This is a genomic window from Azospirillum sp. 11R-A (genome assembly GCF_049472615.1).
In the GTDB taxonomy this organism is placed as follows: domain Bacteria; phylum Pseudomonadota; class Alphaproteobacteria; order Azospirillales; family Azospirillaceae; genus Azospirillum; species Azospirillum palustre.
Window position 1 is genome coordinate 49,647 of the sequence record NZ_JBCEBL010000037.1, and the last position, 16,437, is coordinate 66,083.

Annotated in this window: 18 protein-coding genes; 5 read left to right on the forward strand and 13 right to left on the reverse strand. The window is 66.4% G+C overall.

Annotation, left to right across the window (positions count from 1 at the left end; genetic code table 11):
* Nucleotides 1–23: 23 nt before the first annotated feature.
* From VH569_RS31650 to groES, 5 genes are all read right to left on the reverse strand, one after another.
* Complete coding sequence (locus VH569_RS31650; protein ID WP_423320831.1) at nucleotides 24–737, reverse strand: response regulator transcription factor; 714 nt, start codon at nucleotides 735–737, stop codon at nucleotides 24–26.
* A gap of 423 nt (nucleotides 738–1,160) precedes the next feature.
* Complete coding sequence (locus VH569_RS31655) at nucleotides 1,161–2,078, reverse strand: DMT family transporter (protein WP_423320832.1); 918 nt, start codon at nucleotides 2,076–2,078, stop codon at nucleotides 1,161–1,163.
* A 17-nt stretch (nucleotides 2,079–2,095) separates the two neighbouring features.
* Nucleotides 2,096–2,461 (reverse strand): hypothetical protein, encoded by a 366-nt coding sequence (locus tag VH569_RS31660; RefSeq protein ID WP_377807961.1) that lies wholly within the window; start codon nucleotides 2,459–2,461, stop codon nucleotides 2,096–2,098.
* A 241-nt stretch (nucleotides 2,462–2,702) separates the two neighbouring features.
* Nucleotides 2,703–4,346 carry a chaperonin GroEL gene (groL, locus tag VH569_RS31665; protein WP_376958222.1) on the reverse strand — a complete coding sequence of 548 codons (1,644 nt, stop codon included), beginning with the start codon at nucleotides 4,344–4,346 and terminating at the stop codon, nucleotides 2,703–2,705.
* Nucleotides 4,347–4,395: 49 nt separating this feature from the next.
* Nucleotides 4,396–4,686 carry a co-chaperone GroES gene (gene groES, locus VH569_RS31670; protein ID WP_042702035.1) on the reverse strand — a complete coding sequence of 97 codons (291 nt, stop codon included), beginning with the start codon at nucleotides 4,684–4,686 and terminating at the stop codon, nucleotides 4,396–4,398.
* Nucleotides 4,687–5,130: 444 nt separating this feature from the next.
* Here groES and VH569_RS31675 point away from each other — a divergent pair, with 444 nt between their 5' ends.
* The 3 genes from VH569_RS31675 (at nucleotide 5,131) to VH569_RS31685 (ending at nucleotide 7,261) form a co-directional block, all read left to right on the forward strand.
* A complete protein-coding gene (locus VH569_RS31675) occupies nucleotides 5,131–5,367 on the forward strand; it encodes a hypothetical protein (RefSeq protein WP_423320835.1) in 237 nt (78 codons plus the stop codon).
* 176 nt (nucleotides 5,368–5,543) lie between these two features.
* Nucleotides 5,544–6,038 carry a lysozyme gene (locus tag VH569_RS31680; protein WP_423320837.1) on the forward strand — a complete coding sequence of 165 codons (495 nt, stop codon included), beginning with the start codon at nucleotides 5,544–5,546 and terminating at the stop codon, nucleotides 6,036–6,038.
* A 149-nt stretch (nucleotides 6,039–6,187) separates the two neighbouring features.
* The gene (locus tag VH569_RS31685; protein ID WP_423320839.1) at nucleotides 6,188–7,261 is read left to right on the forward strand and encodes a COX15/CtaA family protein; all 1,074 of its coding nucleotides are present in this window, start codon (nucleotides 6,188–6,190) and stop codon (nucleotides 7,259–7,261) included.
* Between the two features lie 229 nt (nucleotides 7,262–7,490).
* Here VH569_RS31685 and VH569_RS31690 read toward each other — a convergent pair whose 3' ends face one another.
* The 8 genes from VH569_RS31690 to ccoN form a co-directional block, all read right to left on the reverse strand.
* A complete protein-coding gene (locus VH569_RS31690; RefSeq protein ID WP_423320841.1) occupies nucleotides 7,491–8,153 on the reverse strand; it encodes a Crp/Fnr family transcriptional regulator in 663 nt (220 codons plus the stop codon).
* Between the two features lie 182 nt (nucleotides 8,154–8,335).
* On the reverse strand, nucleotides 8,336–8,539 hold the full coding sequence (gene ccoS, locus VH569_RS31695) for a cbb3-type cytochrome oxidase assembly protein CcoS (RefSeq protein ID WP_423320843.1): 204 nt from the start codon (nucleotides 8,537–8,539) through the stop codon (nucleotides 8,336–8,338).
* Complete coding sequence (locus VH569_RS31700; protein WP_423320845.1) at nucleotides 8,445–10,979, reverse strand: heavy metal translocating P-type ATPase; 2,535 nt, start codon at nucleotides 10,977–10,979, stop codon at nucleotides 8,445–8,447. Before VH569_RS31700 ends, ccoS begins: the two co-directional genes overlap by 95 nt.
* Before the next feature lie 38 nt (nucleotides 10,980–11,017).
* Nucleotides 11,018–11,548, reverse strand: a complete 531-nt coding sequence (locus tag VH569_RS31705; protein WP_423320847.1) for a FixH family protein — start codon at nucleotides 11,546–11,548, stop codon at nucleotides 11,018–11,020.
* Between the two features lie 242 nt (nucleotides 11,549–11,790).
* On the reverse strand, nucleotides 11,791–12,681 hold the full coding sequence (gene ccoP, locus VH569_RS31710) for a cytochrome-c oxidase, cbb3-type subunit III (protein ID WP_423320849.1): 891 nt from the start codon (nucleotides 12,679–12,681) through the stop codon (nucleotides 11,791–11,793).
* Nucleotides 12,682–12,684: 3 nt separating this feature from the next.
* Nucleotides 12,685–12,846, reverse strand: a complete 162-nt coding sequence (locus VH569_RS31715) for a cbb3-type cytochrome c oxidase subunit 3 (protein ID WP_012972963.1) — start codon at nucleotides 12,844–12,846, stop codon at nucleotides 12,685–12,687.
* A gap of 15 nt (nucleotides 12,847–12,861) precedes the next feature.
* Complete coding sequence (gene ccoO / locus VH569_RS31720; protein WP_423320850.1) at nucleotides 12,862–13,599, reverse strand: cytochrome-c oxidase, cbb3-type subunit II; 738 nt, start codon at nucleotides 13,597–13,599, stop codon at nucleotides 12,862–12,864.
* Nucleotides 13,600–13,620: 21 nt separating this feature from the next.
* A complete protein-coding gene (gene ccoN / locus VH569_RS31725) occupies nucleotides 13,621–15,117 on the reverse strand; it encodes a cytochrome-c oxidase, cbb3-type subunit I (protein ID WP_376958214.1) in 1,497 nt (498 codons plus the stop codon).
* A gap of 246 nt (nucleotides 15,118–15,363) precedes the next feature.
* Here ccoN and VH569_RS31730 point away from each other — a divergent pair, with 246 nt between their 5' ends.
* Both VH569_RS31730 and VH569_RS31735 read left to right on the forward strand, forming a co-directional pair.
* Nucleotides 15,364–15,921, forward strand: coding sequence for a hypothetical protein (locus VH569_RS31730; protein ID WP_423320853.1), 558 nt, complete (start codon nucleotides 15,364–15,366; stop codon nucleotides 15,919–15,921).
* Nucleotides 15,922–15,972: 51 nt separating this feature from the next.
* Nucleotides 15,973–16,317 carry a cupin domain-containing protein gene (locus tag VH569_RS31735; protein WP_423320854.1) on the forward strand — a complete coding sequence of 115 codons (345 nt, stop codon included), beginning with the start codon at nucleotides 15,973–15,975 and terminating at the stop codon, nucleotides 16,315–16,317.
* The last annotated feature ends 120 nt before the right edge of the window (nucleotides 16,318–16,437 follow it).

A 16,437-nucleotide genomic window follows, 5' to 3' on the forward strand; every position in this document is an offset into this window, starting at 1 on the left:
GCAATCCGGCAAGGACGGCGGCATCAGGATGCCGCCACCTCCATCAGTGCGGCCGGGGCCGGCTGGCGGATGGACATGGGATGCGGCAGGTCGCGGGCGCGCAGCATCTCCGCCGACTCCCAGAGGCGGCCCAGGCCGACGATGGAGCGGCAGGCGGTCTTTTCCATGATGCGGGCGCGGTGGACCTCCACCGTCTTGATGCTGATGCCCAGCTCCCAGGCAATCGTCTTGCTCTGCTTGCCCTCGACGATCAGTTCCAGAACCTCCGACTCGCGGCGGCTCAGCAGGGCGAGCCGGCGGACGGCGTCGCGGCTGCGGTCGCGCTGCTGGGCATGCGGGCTGCCGGACGCCAGGCAGGCGCGCAGCCGCTCCAGGAAGGCCGGGATGGCGAAGGGGCGGGCGATGCAGTCGACCGCACCGGCCTTCATCGCGGCGACGGCGGCGTCGACATCGCCCTGCTCGGTCATCACCAGGACCGGCAGGTCGTGGCCGTGCAGCGAGGCCTCGGCCATGAACTCCATGGCGGTCATGTCCGGCAGGTCGCTGCGCAGGACGATGCAGGAGGACCCGGTGCCCAGCACGGCCAGCGCATCGGCGGCGGTGCTGTGGACACGGCAGGCGATGCCGACCGCGCCCAGCGCCCGCGAAAGCGTGCTGCGCGACATCAGGTCGCCATCGACGATGTGAACGAGGCAGGTGGTTTGCGGATAAGCGGGCGCAGAAATTTGCAGGGGCATCTTGGGACCTCCACCACATCGGGCCGGCGAACAGCGCCGGCTCTCCATGACGGTCGATCCGTGTCCGAACCGCCGCCATGACCGACATTTTAGCGGTCATCCCTTATTGACCGCCGCAATCGCGAGGGATAGCGGACATGTCTAAAAGGATACCAGGGATACTACACCGGCGAAAACCACAACAAGAACGCCGATCAATGCGCTATCCCACGGGACACCCCGAAACCAAACGGCGAACACCACAAGTATTTTCGCAAACTCCGCACCTGGACGACCTATCCGCCGACAGGCAACGCTGGCCAAACTTTATCACAAGACAAGCAAAGCCGCTCGGATCGTTTGTTGTGATCGCCGGGTTCAAAAATTATCTTCGTGGGGATTTAACGTTCCGCGCAGCCTTTCCGGCTGCAACCCTGTGGCCGCTCAGGCGCGGCGGCGGGTCGCCAGGAGGATGCCGGCGGCGATTAGGGCGATGCCGATCCCATGGTAGAGGTGCGGCTGCTCGCCCAGGAACAGGATGGCCAGCAGGCTGCCGAAGACCGGCACCAGATGGATGGCGAGGCCGGCGGTGTTGGGACCGAGAAGCTCCACCGCCCGGTTGAAGCAGAGATAGGCGGCGATGGACGGGAACAGCACGGTGTAGCCGACCGCCAGCAGCGTGATGCCGCTGGCCTGGACCGGGTGGCCGCTCACGCTCTCCCAGACATAGAAAGGCAGCAGTTCCACCGCGCCGATGGCGAAGGTGACGACGACGAAGCTCAGCCCGTGGATCGCCGGCCGGCGGCGCAGCAGCGTGGTGTAGGCGGCATAGATCACCACCGCCGCCAGCATCCAGACGTCGCCGGCATTCAGCTCCAGCCCCAGCAGGGTTCCCGGATCGCCGTGCGAGATCAGGGTCATCGCGCCGACCAGCGAGACGGCGATCCCCACCCCCTGCATCGCCCCGATCCGGTCGCGGAACAGGACGAGGCTCATCAGCACGATCATCACCGGCATCGACGACTGCAGCATCACCGCGTTCAGCGCGGTCGTGCTGTTCAGCGCGATGTATTGAAAGGTGTTGTAGATGCCGATGCCGAGCGTGCCCAGCAGCAGCACGCTCTTCCACCGCGCCAGGATCGGCGTGATGTCGTGGCGCAGATGCGGCCAGGCGAAGGGCAGCACCACCAGCATGCCCAGGAACCAGCGCCAGAAGGCCAGCCCGATGGGCGGCACCGACCCGGCGACCGCACGCCCCAGGACCGCGTTGCCCGCCCAGAACAGGGGCGGCAGCATCATCAGCAGCCAGGCCTGATCGGCGAGACGGGATCCCTTGACGGAGGCGGTGCGGTCGGCGGGCATGGCGCTGTCCCGTGCGTTCAGCTGCGGCGGCGGGGCGAGGCGAAGACGCTCGCCGCGGTCACGGCGGCGCTGCGGTCGCTGCTGTCCTCGGCGCGGAAGACGCTTGCGCGGGCTTCGCGGCGGGGATGGCGCGGCGCGTCCTCGCGACCTTCACCACGGCCCTCGCCCCGGCCTTCGCGACCCTCGCGGGGCGGCTTGGCGGGCTGGCGCAACTCGGCGTCGAGTTCGGCGATGCGCTTGACCAGCGCTTCACGGATGGCGGGGGCCGCGTGGGCTTTCAGCGTCGCCAGCTGCTCCTTGAGCTGAACCAGCTGACGCTGCTTCTCCTCGCGGCTGCGCTTGATGGCGACGTTGTCGGAATGCTGGCCCTCGAAGGAGCGCATGGAAGAGGCCCTCGTTTAAAAAATACGGAAGTCAGGAGGCCGGCGCCCCGAATTCGCGGGCCCGGCGAGAGGGGCGGATTATTGGGAGGCGACCGCTGCAAAGCAAGGCGGACTTCGCCTTGACTTTTCAGGATCGAGGGGAGTGCCCACGCTCCCTCCCACCCCTTTTTGCAAAAGAAAAAGGGCGCCCCCTTGCGGAGGCGCCCCTTTCCCAACCGTGTAACGGCGGAACGACGGGCTATTAGAAGCCCATGTCGTCCATGCCGCCCATGCCGCCCGGCATGCCGCCCGGAGCAGCCTTCTTCTCCGGCTTCTCGGCGATCATCGCCTCGGTGGTGATCAGCAGGCCGGCGATCGAGGCCGCATCCTGCAGGGCGGTGCGAACCACCTTCACCGGGTCGATGATGCCGGCGGCGACCAGATCGGTGAACTCACCCTTCTGGGCGTCGTAGCCGAAGTTGGCGTCGTTCTGGTCGAGCAGCTTGCCGACCACGATCGAGCCGTCGGTGCCCGCGTTGTAGGCGATCTGACGGACCGGGGCCTGCAGGGCGCGGCGGATGATGTCGATGCCGACGCGCTGCTCGTCGTTGACCGGGGTCAGGGCGTCCAGGGCCTTGGTGGCGTACAGCAGGGCGGTGCCGCCGCCGGCGACCACACCCTCTTCCACCGCGGCGCGGGTGGCGTGCATCGCGTCATCAACGCGATCCTTGCGCTCCTTCACCTCGACCTCGGTCGCACCGCCGACGCGGATGACGGCGACGCCACCGGCCAGCTTGGCCAGACGCTCCTGCAGCTTCTCACGGTCGTAGTCCGAGGTGGTCTCCTCGGCCTGGGCGCGGATCTGACCGCAACGGGCTTCGATGTCGGCCTTGTCGCCGGCGCCGTCGACGATGGTGGTGGTCTCCTTGGAGATCACGACCTTCTTGGCGGTGCCCAGCATGTCGAGCGTGACGTTCTCGAGCTTGATGCCGAGGTCTTCGCTGATGACCTGGCCGCCGGTCAGGATGGCCATGTCCTCCAGCATCGCCTTGCGGCGATCACCGAAGCCCGGAGCCTTGACGGCGGCGATCTTCAGGCCGCCGCGCAGCTTGTTCACGACGAGCGTGGCCAGCGCCTCGCCCTCGATGTCCTCGGCGATGATCAGCAGCGGACGCGAGGACTGGACGACGGCTTCCAGAACCGGCAGCAGCGGCTGCAGGCCCGACAGCTTCTTCTCGTGCAGCAGGATGAAGGGGTTTTCGAGGTCCGCGACCATCTTGTCGGCGTTGGTCACGAAGTACGGCGACAGGTAGCCGCGGTCGAACTGCATGCCCTCGACGACGTCCAGCTCGGTGTCCAGGCTCTTGGCCTCTTCCACCGTGATGACGCCTTCGTTGCCGACGCGCTCCATCGCCTGGGCGATCATCTTGCCGATCTCGGCTTCGCCGTTGGCGGAGATGGTGCCGACCTGGGCGATCTCGTCGTTGGTCGTGACCTTCTTGGCGCGACCCTGGATGTCGGCGACGACGGCGGCGACGGCGATGTCGATGCCGCGCTTCAGGTCCATCGGGTTCAGGCCGGCGGCGACCTTGGTCACGCCTTCGCGGACGATGGCCTGGGCCAGCACGGTGGCGGTGGTGGTGCCGTCACCGGCCAGATCGTTGGTCTTCGAGGCGACCTCGCGGACCATCTGGGCGCCCATGTTCTCGAACTTGTCGGCCAGCTCGATTTCCTTGGCGACCGACACGCCGTCCTTGGTGATGCGCGGAGCACCGAAGGACTTCTCGATCACGACGTTGCGGCCCTTCGGGCCCAGCGTGACCTTCACGGCGTCGGCGAGGATGTCAACGCCACGCAGCAGCTTTTCGCGCGCGGAGGGGCCGAACTTGACGTCTTTGGCAGCCATGTCTCGATTCCTTGTAACGTGTAAATTTCGAAGGATACGGGCGGAGGACTTAGGCCTCGATGACGCCCATGATGTCGGATTCCTTCATGATCAGGTAATCGACGCCTTCGATCTTCACTTCAGTGCCCGACCACTTGCCGAACAGGATGCGGTCGCCGGCCTTGACGTCTAGCGCCACGACCTTGCCCGACTCGTCACGGGCGCCCGGGCCGACGGCGATGATCTCGCCTTCCTGCGGCTTTTCCTTGGCCGTGTCGGGGATGATGATCCCACCCTTGGTCTTGGTGTCGGACTCCAGACGCTTGACGACGACGCGGTCGTGCAGCGGGCGGAACTTCATGGAATGCCTCCTTGGATCAAGGCTTGGTTCTGACGGAAATTGGCGCGGGCGGCGGCTGTTAGCACTCCATCCCGGCGAGTGCCAGACAGCTAATCGAAGCGGATTGTGGATTCAAGAGGCTCGTTTCGGAATTTGCCGCAAATGCCTGCAACACTCCTCCAACCCCGTCTATAACACATTGATTTTAAATCATATCCCCTCATTGCGGCAGACAGCCGGCGCGGGCAAATTTCTTCGAACGGTCACAGAAGAAGCCGACCCTTCCGGCAGCGGACGCATCGCCGGGACAACGAATAGACGGAACCGGGCACCGCCAGCCCCACCCGATCCTCCCAACCGCCCCCTCGCCTCCCGCACTGCACGCCTGTGATTGCCGTCACAGCGCCACCCGCCGGAATTTCCTAAAATTTTAGAGAAATCGGCACTGGAGAGGTGGAGGGCGCGATGATGGCGAAGCGGCAGGCGGACGGCTGGACCGGGACTCATGCGGCCGACCGCCAGCAATACAAGCGGCCGGCCCGAATCGCCGCCGCTCCGGGATCGGGCAAGCGGGCACGGTGGCGGGATCACGAGAGCCGGCTGGTGGAGGTTCTGCTGGAGTTCACCACCATCGCCGGCCTGTTCGCCCTGCTGTTCGCTTTGTTCGTGCTGTTCGGCGCCGCCCAGACCCTGTCGCCCTAAAGTCTTTCGGCCCGATCCCGCGCTCGTTTCTCCTGTTGCGCAGTCTCCGCGGCCACATCCCCGCAATTCGCGACAAATTCAAATCCATACTCCCGCCTTGCACGAATTCCGCATAGGATCGCCGCCGATACGGGCGGCATCATCCCGCTCGGCGCGCCAACCGGGAGTTTCCATCCATGACCACCCAGCCGGTCTGCCAAGCCGCGGTCGATCTTGTGAAGCATTTCGAAGGCCTCTACCTCAACGCCTATCTGTGCCCGGCCGGCGTTCCCACCATCGGTTACGGCCATACCGCCGGCGTGACGATGGGGCAGACCATCACGGTCGAGCAGGCCGATGCCTTCCTCGCCTCCGACCTGGCCCAGGCCGCCGGCCATGTCGACGCCCTGGTGACGGTGCCGCTGAACGCAGACCAGCGCGGCGCGCTGGCGTCCTTCGTCTTCAACCTCGGCGCCGGCAGCCTGCAAAGCTCGACCCTGCTGAAGCTGCTGAACGAGGGCGATTATGCCGGCGCCGCCGGCCAGTTCGGCCGCTGGGTCTATGCCACGGTGAACGGCACGCCGACCAAGCTGCCGGGCCTCGTCTCCCGCCGCGCGGCCGAGGAGGCGCTGTTCCAGAGCCAGACCGCCCAGCCGAAGACCGGCGTCACCACCGCGGACGGCACTCCCTGATCCTAGCATCATATCTGGGCCTGATATCCGGCCCCGATATCCAAGCCCGATCCGGCATTCCGGCAGGTGCCGGGCACGAGCCGTTTGACGGGACGGGATGTTCGCCCCACATTTGCGGACATCCCACCGCCGTGCTCCGGAATGCCGCCTTGACCGCCTTCGCCTCCGACAGCCTCGCCGCCGCCGCCCGCCCCAATCCGAACCGGCCCATCGCCGTCTGGCTTCTGGTCTGCGCCGCCATGGTGCTGGCCATGGCCGTGATCGGCGCCATCACCCGGCTGACGGAATCCGGCCTGTCGATGGTGGAGTGGAAACCGCTGATCGGCATCCTGCCGCCGCTGTCCTCGGCGGAATGGAACCGGGTCTTCGACCTGTACAAGGCGACGCCGGAATTCCGCATCTACAACAGCCACATGGATCTGGCCGGCTTCCAGTCGATCTTCTGGTGGGAGTGGTTCCACCGGCTGTGGGGCCAGCTGATCGGCTTCGTCTTCCTGATCCCCTTCCTGCGTTTCTGGATGCAGGGCCGCATCTCGTCGGAGCTGTGGCCGAAGCTGGCCGGCCTGTTCCTGCTGGGCGGGCTCCAGGGCGGCATCGGCTGGTTCATGGTGAAGAGCGGGCTGGTCGATTCGCCGAACGTCAGCCATTACCGGCTGGCCCTGCATCTCAGCACCGCCATCCTGATCTACGCCCTGCTTCTGCGCACGGCGCTGGGCCTGCTCGATCCGCTGCCGATGGCGGGCTGGCGGCCGGAATCGGCGTCCTTGCGCCGCCACACCCGCTGGGCGCTGGGTCTGGTCGCCGTCACCATCGTCTGGGGCGCCTTCGTCGCCGGGTCGGATGCCGGCTTCGCCTACAACACCTTCCCGCTGATGAACGGCCACTGGATCCCGCCGGAGGTCGACACGCTGACGCCCTGGTGGCTCAATCCGGTCGAGAACACCGCGGCGATCCAGCTGATTCACCGCGCACTGGCGATCCTGACTGGCGTGGTCGTCCTGGTGCTGGCCGCCCGTGTCCTGAACGCCCGCCTGCCAGGGCGCGCCGGCCGCGCGGCGCTGGCATCCGGCGCCATGGTCCTGCTGCAGATCGCAATGGGCGTCGCCACGTTGCTGACCGTGGTGTGGACGCCCATCGCCGCCGCTCATCAGGCCGGCGCCATTCTGATGGTGTCGATGCTGGTGTGGCTGCTGTTCGAACTGCGGCCGATCGGTCGGGAATAAGGCGCACATTATTCCCGCTGGGGCGCAGGAACGTCAGGCAAGATTTACACGGATATCACGAATTTATACACGGATTACACGGATTTTTCTATGACTTGCCGGATGTGGATGTTCTCCAGCAGGCGCAGGCCTTGCGGAGAAATATTCGTGACATCCGTGTTTTAATCCGTGACATCCGTAGAAAATTTGCCGAACACGCCCGCACCCCGCAAAAGCGCAAACCCCAGCGTCATGCCCCTTCGGACAGATCGTACATCGCATCGATGTCGGCGATCAGGACCTTGTTGCCTTCCTGGAGCGAGATCACCCCGGCGGTCTTCAGCTGGGTGAAGGTGCGGCTGACAGTTTCGGTGGTCAGGCCCAGATAGTCGGCGATGTCGGCCCGGCTCATCGGCACGAAGACCGGGTTTTCCTTGTGGCCGCGGCGGGCGGCGCGCTGGGACAGCATCAGCAGGAAGGAGCAGATCTTCTCCTTCGCCGTCTTGCGGCCGAGCAGGAGCATCTGGTCCTGTGCGGCGGCCAGCTCGTTCGACGCCATCGAGAACAGGCGCCGCTGCATCTTGGGGAATTCCTCCAGCAGCGCATCGATCTTCTTGCGCGGGAAGCGGCAGAGCGAGGCGCTGGTCACCGATTCGGCGGTGTAGGCATAGCTGTCGTTGACCGCCAGCCCGAGGAAATCGCCGGTCACCAGGAAGCCGGTGATCTGGCGGCGCCCGTCCGGCAGCAGCTTGTACAGCTTCACCGTCCCGGAGGTGACGTTGTAGAGCGCATCGGATGCGTCGCCCTCGGCGAACAGGGTGTGGCCGGCATCGATGCGCACATTCTGCAGAATGTCGGCAAGACGGCGCAATTCCTCGGGTTCCAGCGCGGCGCACACCGTCAGGCTGCGCACGGGACAGGCCCCGCAGGGATTCATTTCCGTCGCAGCGCTCTTTTCCCGAGCGCGAACCGTATCAAAAGGTGGCATGGAGGAACCCAGCCTTTCATTCCGCATGGGCCCATATTGGTGGCAATCGCTCAGAATCGCAACCTTGCACGCATACAACCTTTTCTATGCCCATACGGGATTTGGCACTATTGACCGCGGACGGCCTCCGCCGGCTTGGCCGGTTCACCGCCCGCACGGGGTGTCGCCGGCAGATCGTCGTCGAACAGGACGCGGTGGGCCGCCCCGTCCAGATCGTCAAACTGGCCGGATTTCAGCGCCCACAGAAAGGCCGCCAGCCCCAGCCCGCCCAGGCTCAGCGCGATCGCGATCAGATAGAGAAGCTCGTCCATCACCCGAATCCTTACCCGGCAGTTCCCGAACGGCGATGTCCCGCACGGGAAGATCCTTGACGACGGCGCCGCGGGCCAGCCGCAGCGCGTTCAGAATGACGATCAGCGACGACGACGACATCGCCAGCGCCGCCAGCAGCGGCGTCAGCATGCCGCCCATCGCCAGCGGCACGGCGCACAGGTTATACACCAGGGCGATCCCGAAATTCTGCCTGACCAGACGGCCGGACCGGCGGGAAACCTCCACCGTCTCGACGATCGGGCGCAGCAGCCGGCCCTGGAACACCACGTCGGCCGCGGTCTGGCTGACATCCACCGCGGTGGAGGGCGACATCGACACCGCAGCGGCGGCCAGCGCCGGGGCGTCGTTCAGCCCGTCGCCGACCATCAGCACGGTGCGGCCCTGCCCGGCCAGTTCGGCCAGCACCGCGGTCTTGTCGGCCGGCGTCTGTTCGGCCCGCCAGTCGGCGATGCCCAGCCGCTCCGCCACCGCCGCCACCGCGCCCCGGCGGTCGCCCGACAGCAGCTTCACCTCCAGCCCGCGCGCCTTCAGCGCCGCCACCACCGCGGCGGCGTCGGGGCGCGGGGCGTCGAGGAAGACGATCCGCCGCGGCTCCTCGCCCGGACGGGCCAGCCACAGTTCGGGACCGGCGGCGTCCTCCGCCTCCAGCGGCGCGCAGGTGAAGCGGCGGCTGCCCAGCCGCACCTCGCCGTCCGCCGTCTGGAGGGACAGGCCGGCGCCGGCGATCTCGCGCACGCCCGCTGCCACCGGCACCTCGGGTGCTGCGGCGGCCAGCGCACGGGCCAGCGGGTGGCGGCTGGCCGCGGCGAGCGAGGCCGCCAGCGCCAGATCCTCCGCCGACAGCCTCTCCGCCGCCAATCCGTCGAGCTGCGGCACCGGGCGCCCTTCGGTCAGGGTGCCGGTCTTGTCGAACACCACCGTGTCGATAGCGGCAAGCCGCTCCAGCGCGGTCGGGCTTTTCAGCAGCGTGCCCTGACGCATCAGCCGGCCGCTGGCGATCACCTGCACCACCGGCACCGCCAGCGCCAGCGCGCAGGGGCAGGTGATGATCAGCACGGCGATGGCGTTCATCAGCGCGTCCTGCCACACCACCCCGCCCAGCAGCATCCAGCCGGCGAAGGTGGTCAGCGCGGTCAGATGCACGACGGGAGCGTAGAGGCGCGACACCCGGTCGGCGATGGCGACATATTTGGCGCGGCCCTGCTCCGCCACCTCCATCAGCCGGACGATCTCGGCCAGCAGCGTGCCCTCGCCCACCGCGGTGACGGTCAGGCGCAGGGGTGCGGTCAGGTTGAGGGTGCCGGCGAAGACCTGATCGCCCGGCCGCGCAGTGCCCGGCACCGTCTCGCCGGTGATCAGGCCGGTGTCGAGGTCGGACACGCCGTCGGACACCCGGCCGTCGACGGGGATGCGCTCGCCGGCCGCCACCAGGATGACGGTGCCGGGGACGACCTGCTCCGGCGCCACCACGGCGCTGGTGCCGTCCGCGTTCAGGATGGTGACGGCGTTGGCGCGCAGGCCCAGCAGCTGTTCGGCTGCCGACCGCGCCCGGCCGCGCGCCCGCTGGTCGAGATAGCGGCCGACCAGCAGGAAGAACAGCAGCATGACGCCGCCGTCGAAATAGGCGTGTTCGCCGCTGTGGATGGTCTCGAACAGGCTCATGCCGGTGGCGAGCAGCACGCCGATGGTGATCGGCACATCCATGTTGGTGCGGCCGTGGCTGAGCGCCGACAGCGCCGAGCGCGCGAAGGGACGCAACGCATAGGCGATGGCCGGCATGCAGATCAGCGCCGAAATCCAGTGCATCAGGTCGCGGGTGGCGGTGCCCATGCCCTGGCTGTGGCCGGCCCAGACCGACACCGACAGCAGCATGACGTTGCCCATGGCGAAGCCAGCCACCGCCATGGCGCGCAGCAGTTCCTTCTCGCTCTTCGCCTGGGCGCCGCCCAGCCGGTCGGGGTCGAAGGGAACGGCGCGGTATCCCAGCTGGGCCACGGTACCGACCACCGCGTTGGCGTCGGTGGCCTTGGGATCCCAGCGCACGGTCAGCCGCCGCGTGGTCATGTTCATGCGGGCCTGGGCGACGCCCGGCTGGCGGTTGAGCGCCGATTCGATCAGCCAGACGCAGGCCGCGCACTGCATGCCGTCGACCATCAGGTGAAGGCTGCGGCTGCCGTCCTGCTCGTCGCGGGCGTGCGGTTCGTAATCGACCGCCGGGGCGTCGTCGGGACGCAGCGGGCGGGCGGTGGGATCGACGCTGCGGCGCTCGTAATAGCGCTCCAGCCCCAGCCCGCGGACAAGGTCGTAGGCGGCGGCGCAGCCGGTGCAGCAGAACGGCCCGGCGCCATCGCCGGCAGTCGGGCTGCCGGCCTGCGCATTGTCGCCAAGCTCTTGTCCGCAATGGAGGCAGACGGTCATCTCGACATCACCCTGGCTGTCCCGGTCGCGGCACGCCGTCACTGCACCCAGACGCGCTTCCGGTCCTGATAGTCGCCGGCGGCATGGGTGATGACGAAGCGCATGTCCCACTGGCCTTCCAGGTCCAGCTCCACCGGGGCGCCATAGCGGCCCTCGCCCAGATAGGGCAGCGAGAGGGTCTTGTCATGACCCTCGGAGATCGGACGGATCATCGTCACGGTGACGGTGGCGTCCTTCAGGATCTGGCCCTGCTTGTCGCGGACGGTGATGGCGATCACGCCCTTGCGCGGCTCGGTGCTGGTGAAGTCCGGCTGGACCTGCCAGCCGCGTTCCGCCTGGGCGCGGGCTCCGGCCAGATCGTTGTTGTAGCCGAGCCCCTTGATGAAGTGGTTCTCGGTCTCGATCCCGGTCCAGCTCGACACCGCGAAATGGACCATCACCCCGTTCACCGCCAGGACGATCATGAAGACGCCGACGAAGATCCAGGGGATGTACCATCCCGGCTGGCGCGGCGCCTTCAGGCGTTTCGGGGGGAGGGGGCGGTTTCCGGTGGTGGTGCTGATGCTCATGTCGCTGGCTGCCCTTCGACTGGTCGGCGGCGTTTGATAAGCGGCGTCCGATCAGCGATGTGCATCGCTGATCGCGGGAACTATGGCGACCGATTGCCGCAGCTACATTGCGATGGATCAAATGACAGGAAGTTAACGAAACCGCCGGCCCGCCCCATGTCCCGCAAAGAAAAAGGCGCCGGGGAGTGACCTCCCCGACGCCCTTTCCGGTCGGTTCCGCAATGGTCCGCCCGGACGTTGGCTTACTTGCCGCCGCCCAGGTTGTGGACGTAGACGGCCAGCGACTTGATCGTCGCGTCGTCCAGACGCTTGGACCAAGCCGGCATGACGCCGGCGCGGCCGTTGGTCACCGTCTCGACCAGCGTCTGCTTGTCGCTGCCGTAGAGCCAGTTGGCTTGGCGAAGCGGCGGAGCGCCGACGCCGTCGACACCGGCGGCAACCGAACCCTGGGCCGCGTCGCCGTGGCAGGCGGCACAGTTCTCGTCATAGACGGCCTTGCCCTTGGTGGCCTTGCCCGCATCGGCGGTCTTGCCGTTCAGCGACAGCACATAGTCCGTGACCTGATCGATCTGGTCGCGGTTGAGGATGCTGTCCTTGCCGAAGGCGGTCATGCCGACGTTCGGCGTGCCGCGGGTGTCGCCGTCATCCGAGCGGATGCCGTGCTGGATGGTCTTGTAGATGTCGGCCGAGGAGCCGCCCCACAGCCACACGTCGTCGGCCAGCGTCGGGAAACCCTTGGCACCCTGGCCGCCGGCGCCGTGGCAGGCGGCGCAGTTCTCGTTGAAGTAGGACCGGCCGCCGGCCATCGCGAAGCCCAGCAGGTCCTTGTCCTTCTGGATTTCGTCGACCGACTTGGCGGCGATGGCGGTCAGGAACTTGGCCTGGCCGGCCTTCGCCTCCGCCATCCTGGTGTCCAGCTCCTCGCGCTGGGAATATCCCAGGATGCCCTTCGTGTAGGTCTTGCCCAGCGGCCAGGCCGGGTAGAACACGTAGTACACCATCGCCCAGGCGATGCAGACGTAGAAGAGATACAGCCACCACTTCGGCAGCGGATTGTTCAGCTCGCGCAGTCCATCCCACTCGTGGCCGGTGGTCTCGACGCCGGACAGCTCGTCCTTGTAATTCTGTGCCATGGTCTAAAGCTCCTGACCATCATCCTTGAGCGGGATCTGGGCGGCGTCGTCGAAAGTGCGGCGGTTGCCGGGCCACATGGCGTAAACCAGGATGCCCGTCAGCAGCAGCATCAACCACACCGTCCAGAAGGACCGAAGCATCACCGTGATCGAATCCAAGTCCATGGATTCCTCCCCCGATTACTGCTGCAACTGCTTGGACTGGTACTTGGTGAAGTCCACCATGGTGCCCAGCACTTGCAGGTAGGCGACGAGAGCGTCCATTTCGGTGACCGCCTTTTCGCCGGTGAAGTTCGCCACCACGGCCTTCGGGTAGCGCTTCATCAGCCCGGCGGTGTCGCCGTCGGGGTTCTTCTGCGCTTCCAGGTCGGCCTTGGCGTTGGCGATCTGCTCGTCGGTGTAGGGAACGCCGACGATCTTCAGCGTCTTCAGGTGGTCGCCGATGTCGCCGTAGCTCAGCGGACGATCTTTCATCCAGCCGTAGGTCGGCATGATCGACTCCGGAACGACCGCGCGCGGGTTCACCAGATGGGCGACCTGCCAGGCGTTGGAGTATTTGCCGCCGACGCGGGCCAGATCGGGACCGGTACGCTTGGAGCCCCACTGGAACGGATGGTCGTACATCGACTCCGCCGCCAGCGAGTAGTGGCCATAGCGCTCGACCTCGTCACGGAACGGACGGATCTGCTGGCTGTGGCAGTTGTAGCAGCCTTCGCGCAGGTAGATGTTCTGCCCGGCCAGTTCGAGCGGGGAGTAGGGACGGACCCCCTCCACCTTCTCGATGGTCGATTCGATGGTGAAGAGCGGGACGATCTGAACCAGACCGCCGATCGACACGGTGATCAGCACGAGCACGATCAGCAGAAGGGTATTCCGCTCGATCAGGTCGTGGCTGAAGCCCTTTTTATACTGAGCCATTTCTCGCATCCTTCCCTAGCGTCAGGCCGCGCCGACCGTCGCCTTGTGCGGCGTGGTGACATAGGGCTTCTCGATGCGGACATCGCCCTTCGCCGTGCGCCACAGGTTGTAGACCATGATGAGAGCGCCGGTGACGAACAGGACGCCGCCCATCGCGCGGATCACGTAGAACGGGTGCATCGCCGCGACGGTCTCCACGAAGGAGTACTGCAGGAAGCCCAGGTTGTCGTAAGCGCGCCACATCAGGCCCTGCATGATGCCCGACACCCACATGGCGGTGATGTAGAGCACGATGCCGATGGTGGCGGTCCAGAAGTGGTAGCTGACCAGACGCATGCTGTAGAGCTGCGAGCGCTTCCACAGCACCGGCACGAGATAATAGATCGCGCCGAAGGAGACGAAGGCGACCCAGCCGAGAGCGCCGGAGTGCACGTGGCCGATCGTCCAGTCGGTATAGTGCGACAGGGCGTTGACCGGCTTGACCGACATCAGCGGGCCTTCGAAGGTCGACATGCCGTAGAAGGCGACCGAGGTGACCAGGAAGCGCAGGACCGGGTCGGTGCGCAGCTTATCCCAGGCGCCCGACAGGGTCATGATGCCGTTGATCATGCCGCCCCAGGACGGCATCCACAGCATGACGGAGAAGGTCATGCCCAGCGTCTGCGCCCAGTCCGGCAGGGAGGTGTAGTGCAGGTGGTGCGGACCGGCCCAGATGTAGAGGAAGATCAGGGTCCAGAAGTGGACGATGGACAGGCGGTAGGAATAGACCGGCCGCTCGGCGCGCTTGGGCACGAAGTAGTACATGATGCCCAGGAAGCCGGCGGTCAGGAAGAAGCCGACCGCGTTGTGGCCGTACCACCACTGCACCATGGCGCTCTGCACGCCCGACACGAAGGTGTAGGACTTCATCCCGAACAGCGACACCGGGATGTTGATGTTGTTGCCGATGTGCAGGATCGCGACGGTCAGGATGAACGCCATGAAGAACCAGTTCGCCACATAGATGTGCGACTCGCGCCGCGTCATCACCGTGCCGATGAACTGGACCGCATAGAGCACCCAGGTGACCGTCAGGTACAGGTCGAGGATCCACTCGGGCTCGGCGTATTCCTTGCCCTGGGTGAAGCCCAGGACATAGCTCAGCGCCGCGAGCACGATGAAGACGTTGTAGTTCCAGAAGATGAACTTCGCCAGCCCTTCGCCCCCGAAGAGATACTGACGGCAAGTCCGCTGGACCGAATAGAGCGAAGTGGCGAACAGCACATTGCCGCCGAACGCGAAAATCACGGCCGAGGTGTGGACCGGGCGCAGGCGCCCGAAGCTCGTCCACTCCAGCCCGAGATTCAGCGCCGGGAAGGCCAGCTGCAGAGCGATGAAGGTGCCGGCCAGGAAACCGACCACGCCCCAGAACACTGCAGCGATCACGAAGAGTCGGATGGCGTCCTCATGGTAACGCACGTCTTCCGACACCCGCTGGCTGCCCAGGGTGGCCCCTGAAGTCAGAGTCGCTGATGTCATACAATCTCTCCCGTTTGCCCCGGGCGGCCGCGGGGCCGCGCCTTCTGGGTTGCACCACCACTGGGTACGTACTGTTAAGGAGCGGGACAGGTTGCACTCGGAAATGCCGAAAGGGACGCCGGGCGCGCCTGTCTCCAATGGCACCCACTATGTGTATGGGGGGGTTCAGCAACATTGATCTACGTCAACGACCCTTCCGCCCCGGGGCTGCCATCGTTCAGTGTCCTTGCAATCGGCCGGGCTGAAATGGACGACGGTTTCATCGCTAAACCCCTTGGTCGGCGCCAGATCGACCAGGCTTACCCGCTGGTCTGCGCCATGGCGCCGGGCCTGGGGGTCGACCAATGGCGCGCATTTGCCGCAGCGGTTCTGGACAGCGCAACCCTGGAGGGCAGCGGGGAAGGCCGCCTGCCGGCGAGCCGGGGCATCATGACCGTGCAGAACGCGCAAGGGTATCTGCACGGCCTGTTCTCCTACACGGCCGAACCGCATCTGCTGCACGGGCGGACGCTGTGCGTCGACAACTTCGTCGTGCTCGACCTGTTCGACGTCGCCGGCGTGGCGGAAGCCCTGTTGCAGGCGATGGAGGGGCTGGCCCGGCGGCTGGGCTGCGCCGCCATCCACACCACCCTGCCCGACCGTTTCGCCCGGCCCGATTCCCTTCAGGGCTCCCGCCGCGACCCGATCCCCGACTGCTTCCGCACCGAAGGGCACCGGCAGGAGACGATCCGCTTCTGCAAGGATCTGGCGGTGGTCAACGACAATGCCCTGACGCCGGCGGAGGGGCGGCGCGACGCCGAGTAGTGCCTGCCGGCCCTGGTCATTCAAAGACAACATCGAGGGGGAACGTCCCGGATGAGCGGAGCGCGATTCGGCAGTCTGCTGGAAGGACTTCCCGCAAGTCCGCAGCCCGACGAACTCTTCACCACCCTGGCGGCGCTGCCCGGCTCGCGGATCGAGCGGATCGTCTCCACCGGCCAGTCCTCCCCTGACGGCTTCTGGTACGATCAGGATTGGGACGAGTTCGTCCTGCTGGTCGCTGGCGCCGCCACCTTGCAGGTGGAGGGAGAGGACGACCGCCTGCTCTCCCCCGGCGACTGGACGCTGCTGCCCGCCCGCACCCGCCATCGCGTCGCCGCCACCGCCGCCGGGGGGCCGACCGTTTGGCTGGCGATCCATGCCGGTGAGTTGGGCCGGTGAGTTGGGCCGGTGAGCCGGACAGCACCACCGGAGCGGACTAGAGGCCGGGCGGAGCCGCATGGGAGCAGTGTGGAAGGGCCACCGCAGCCATTGCGCGCCGCCGATTTGCCGCTAGGATGC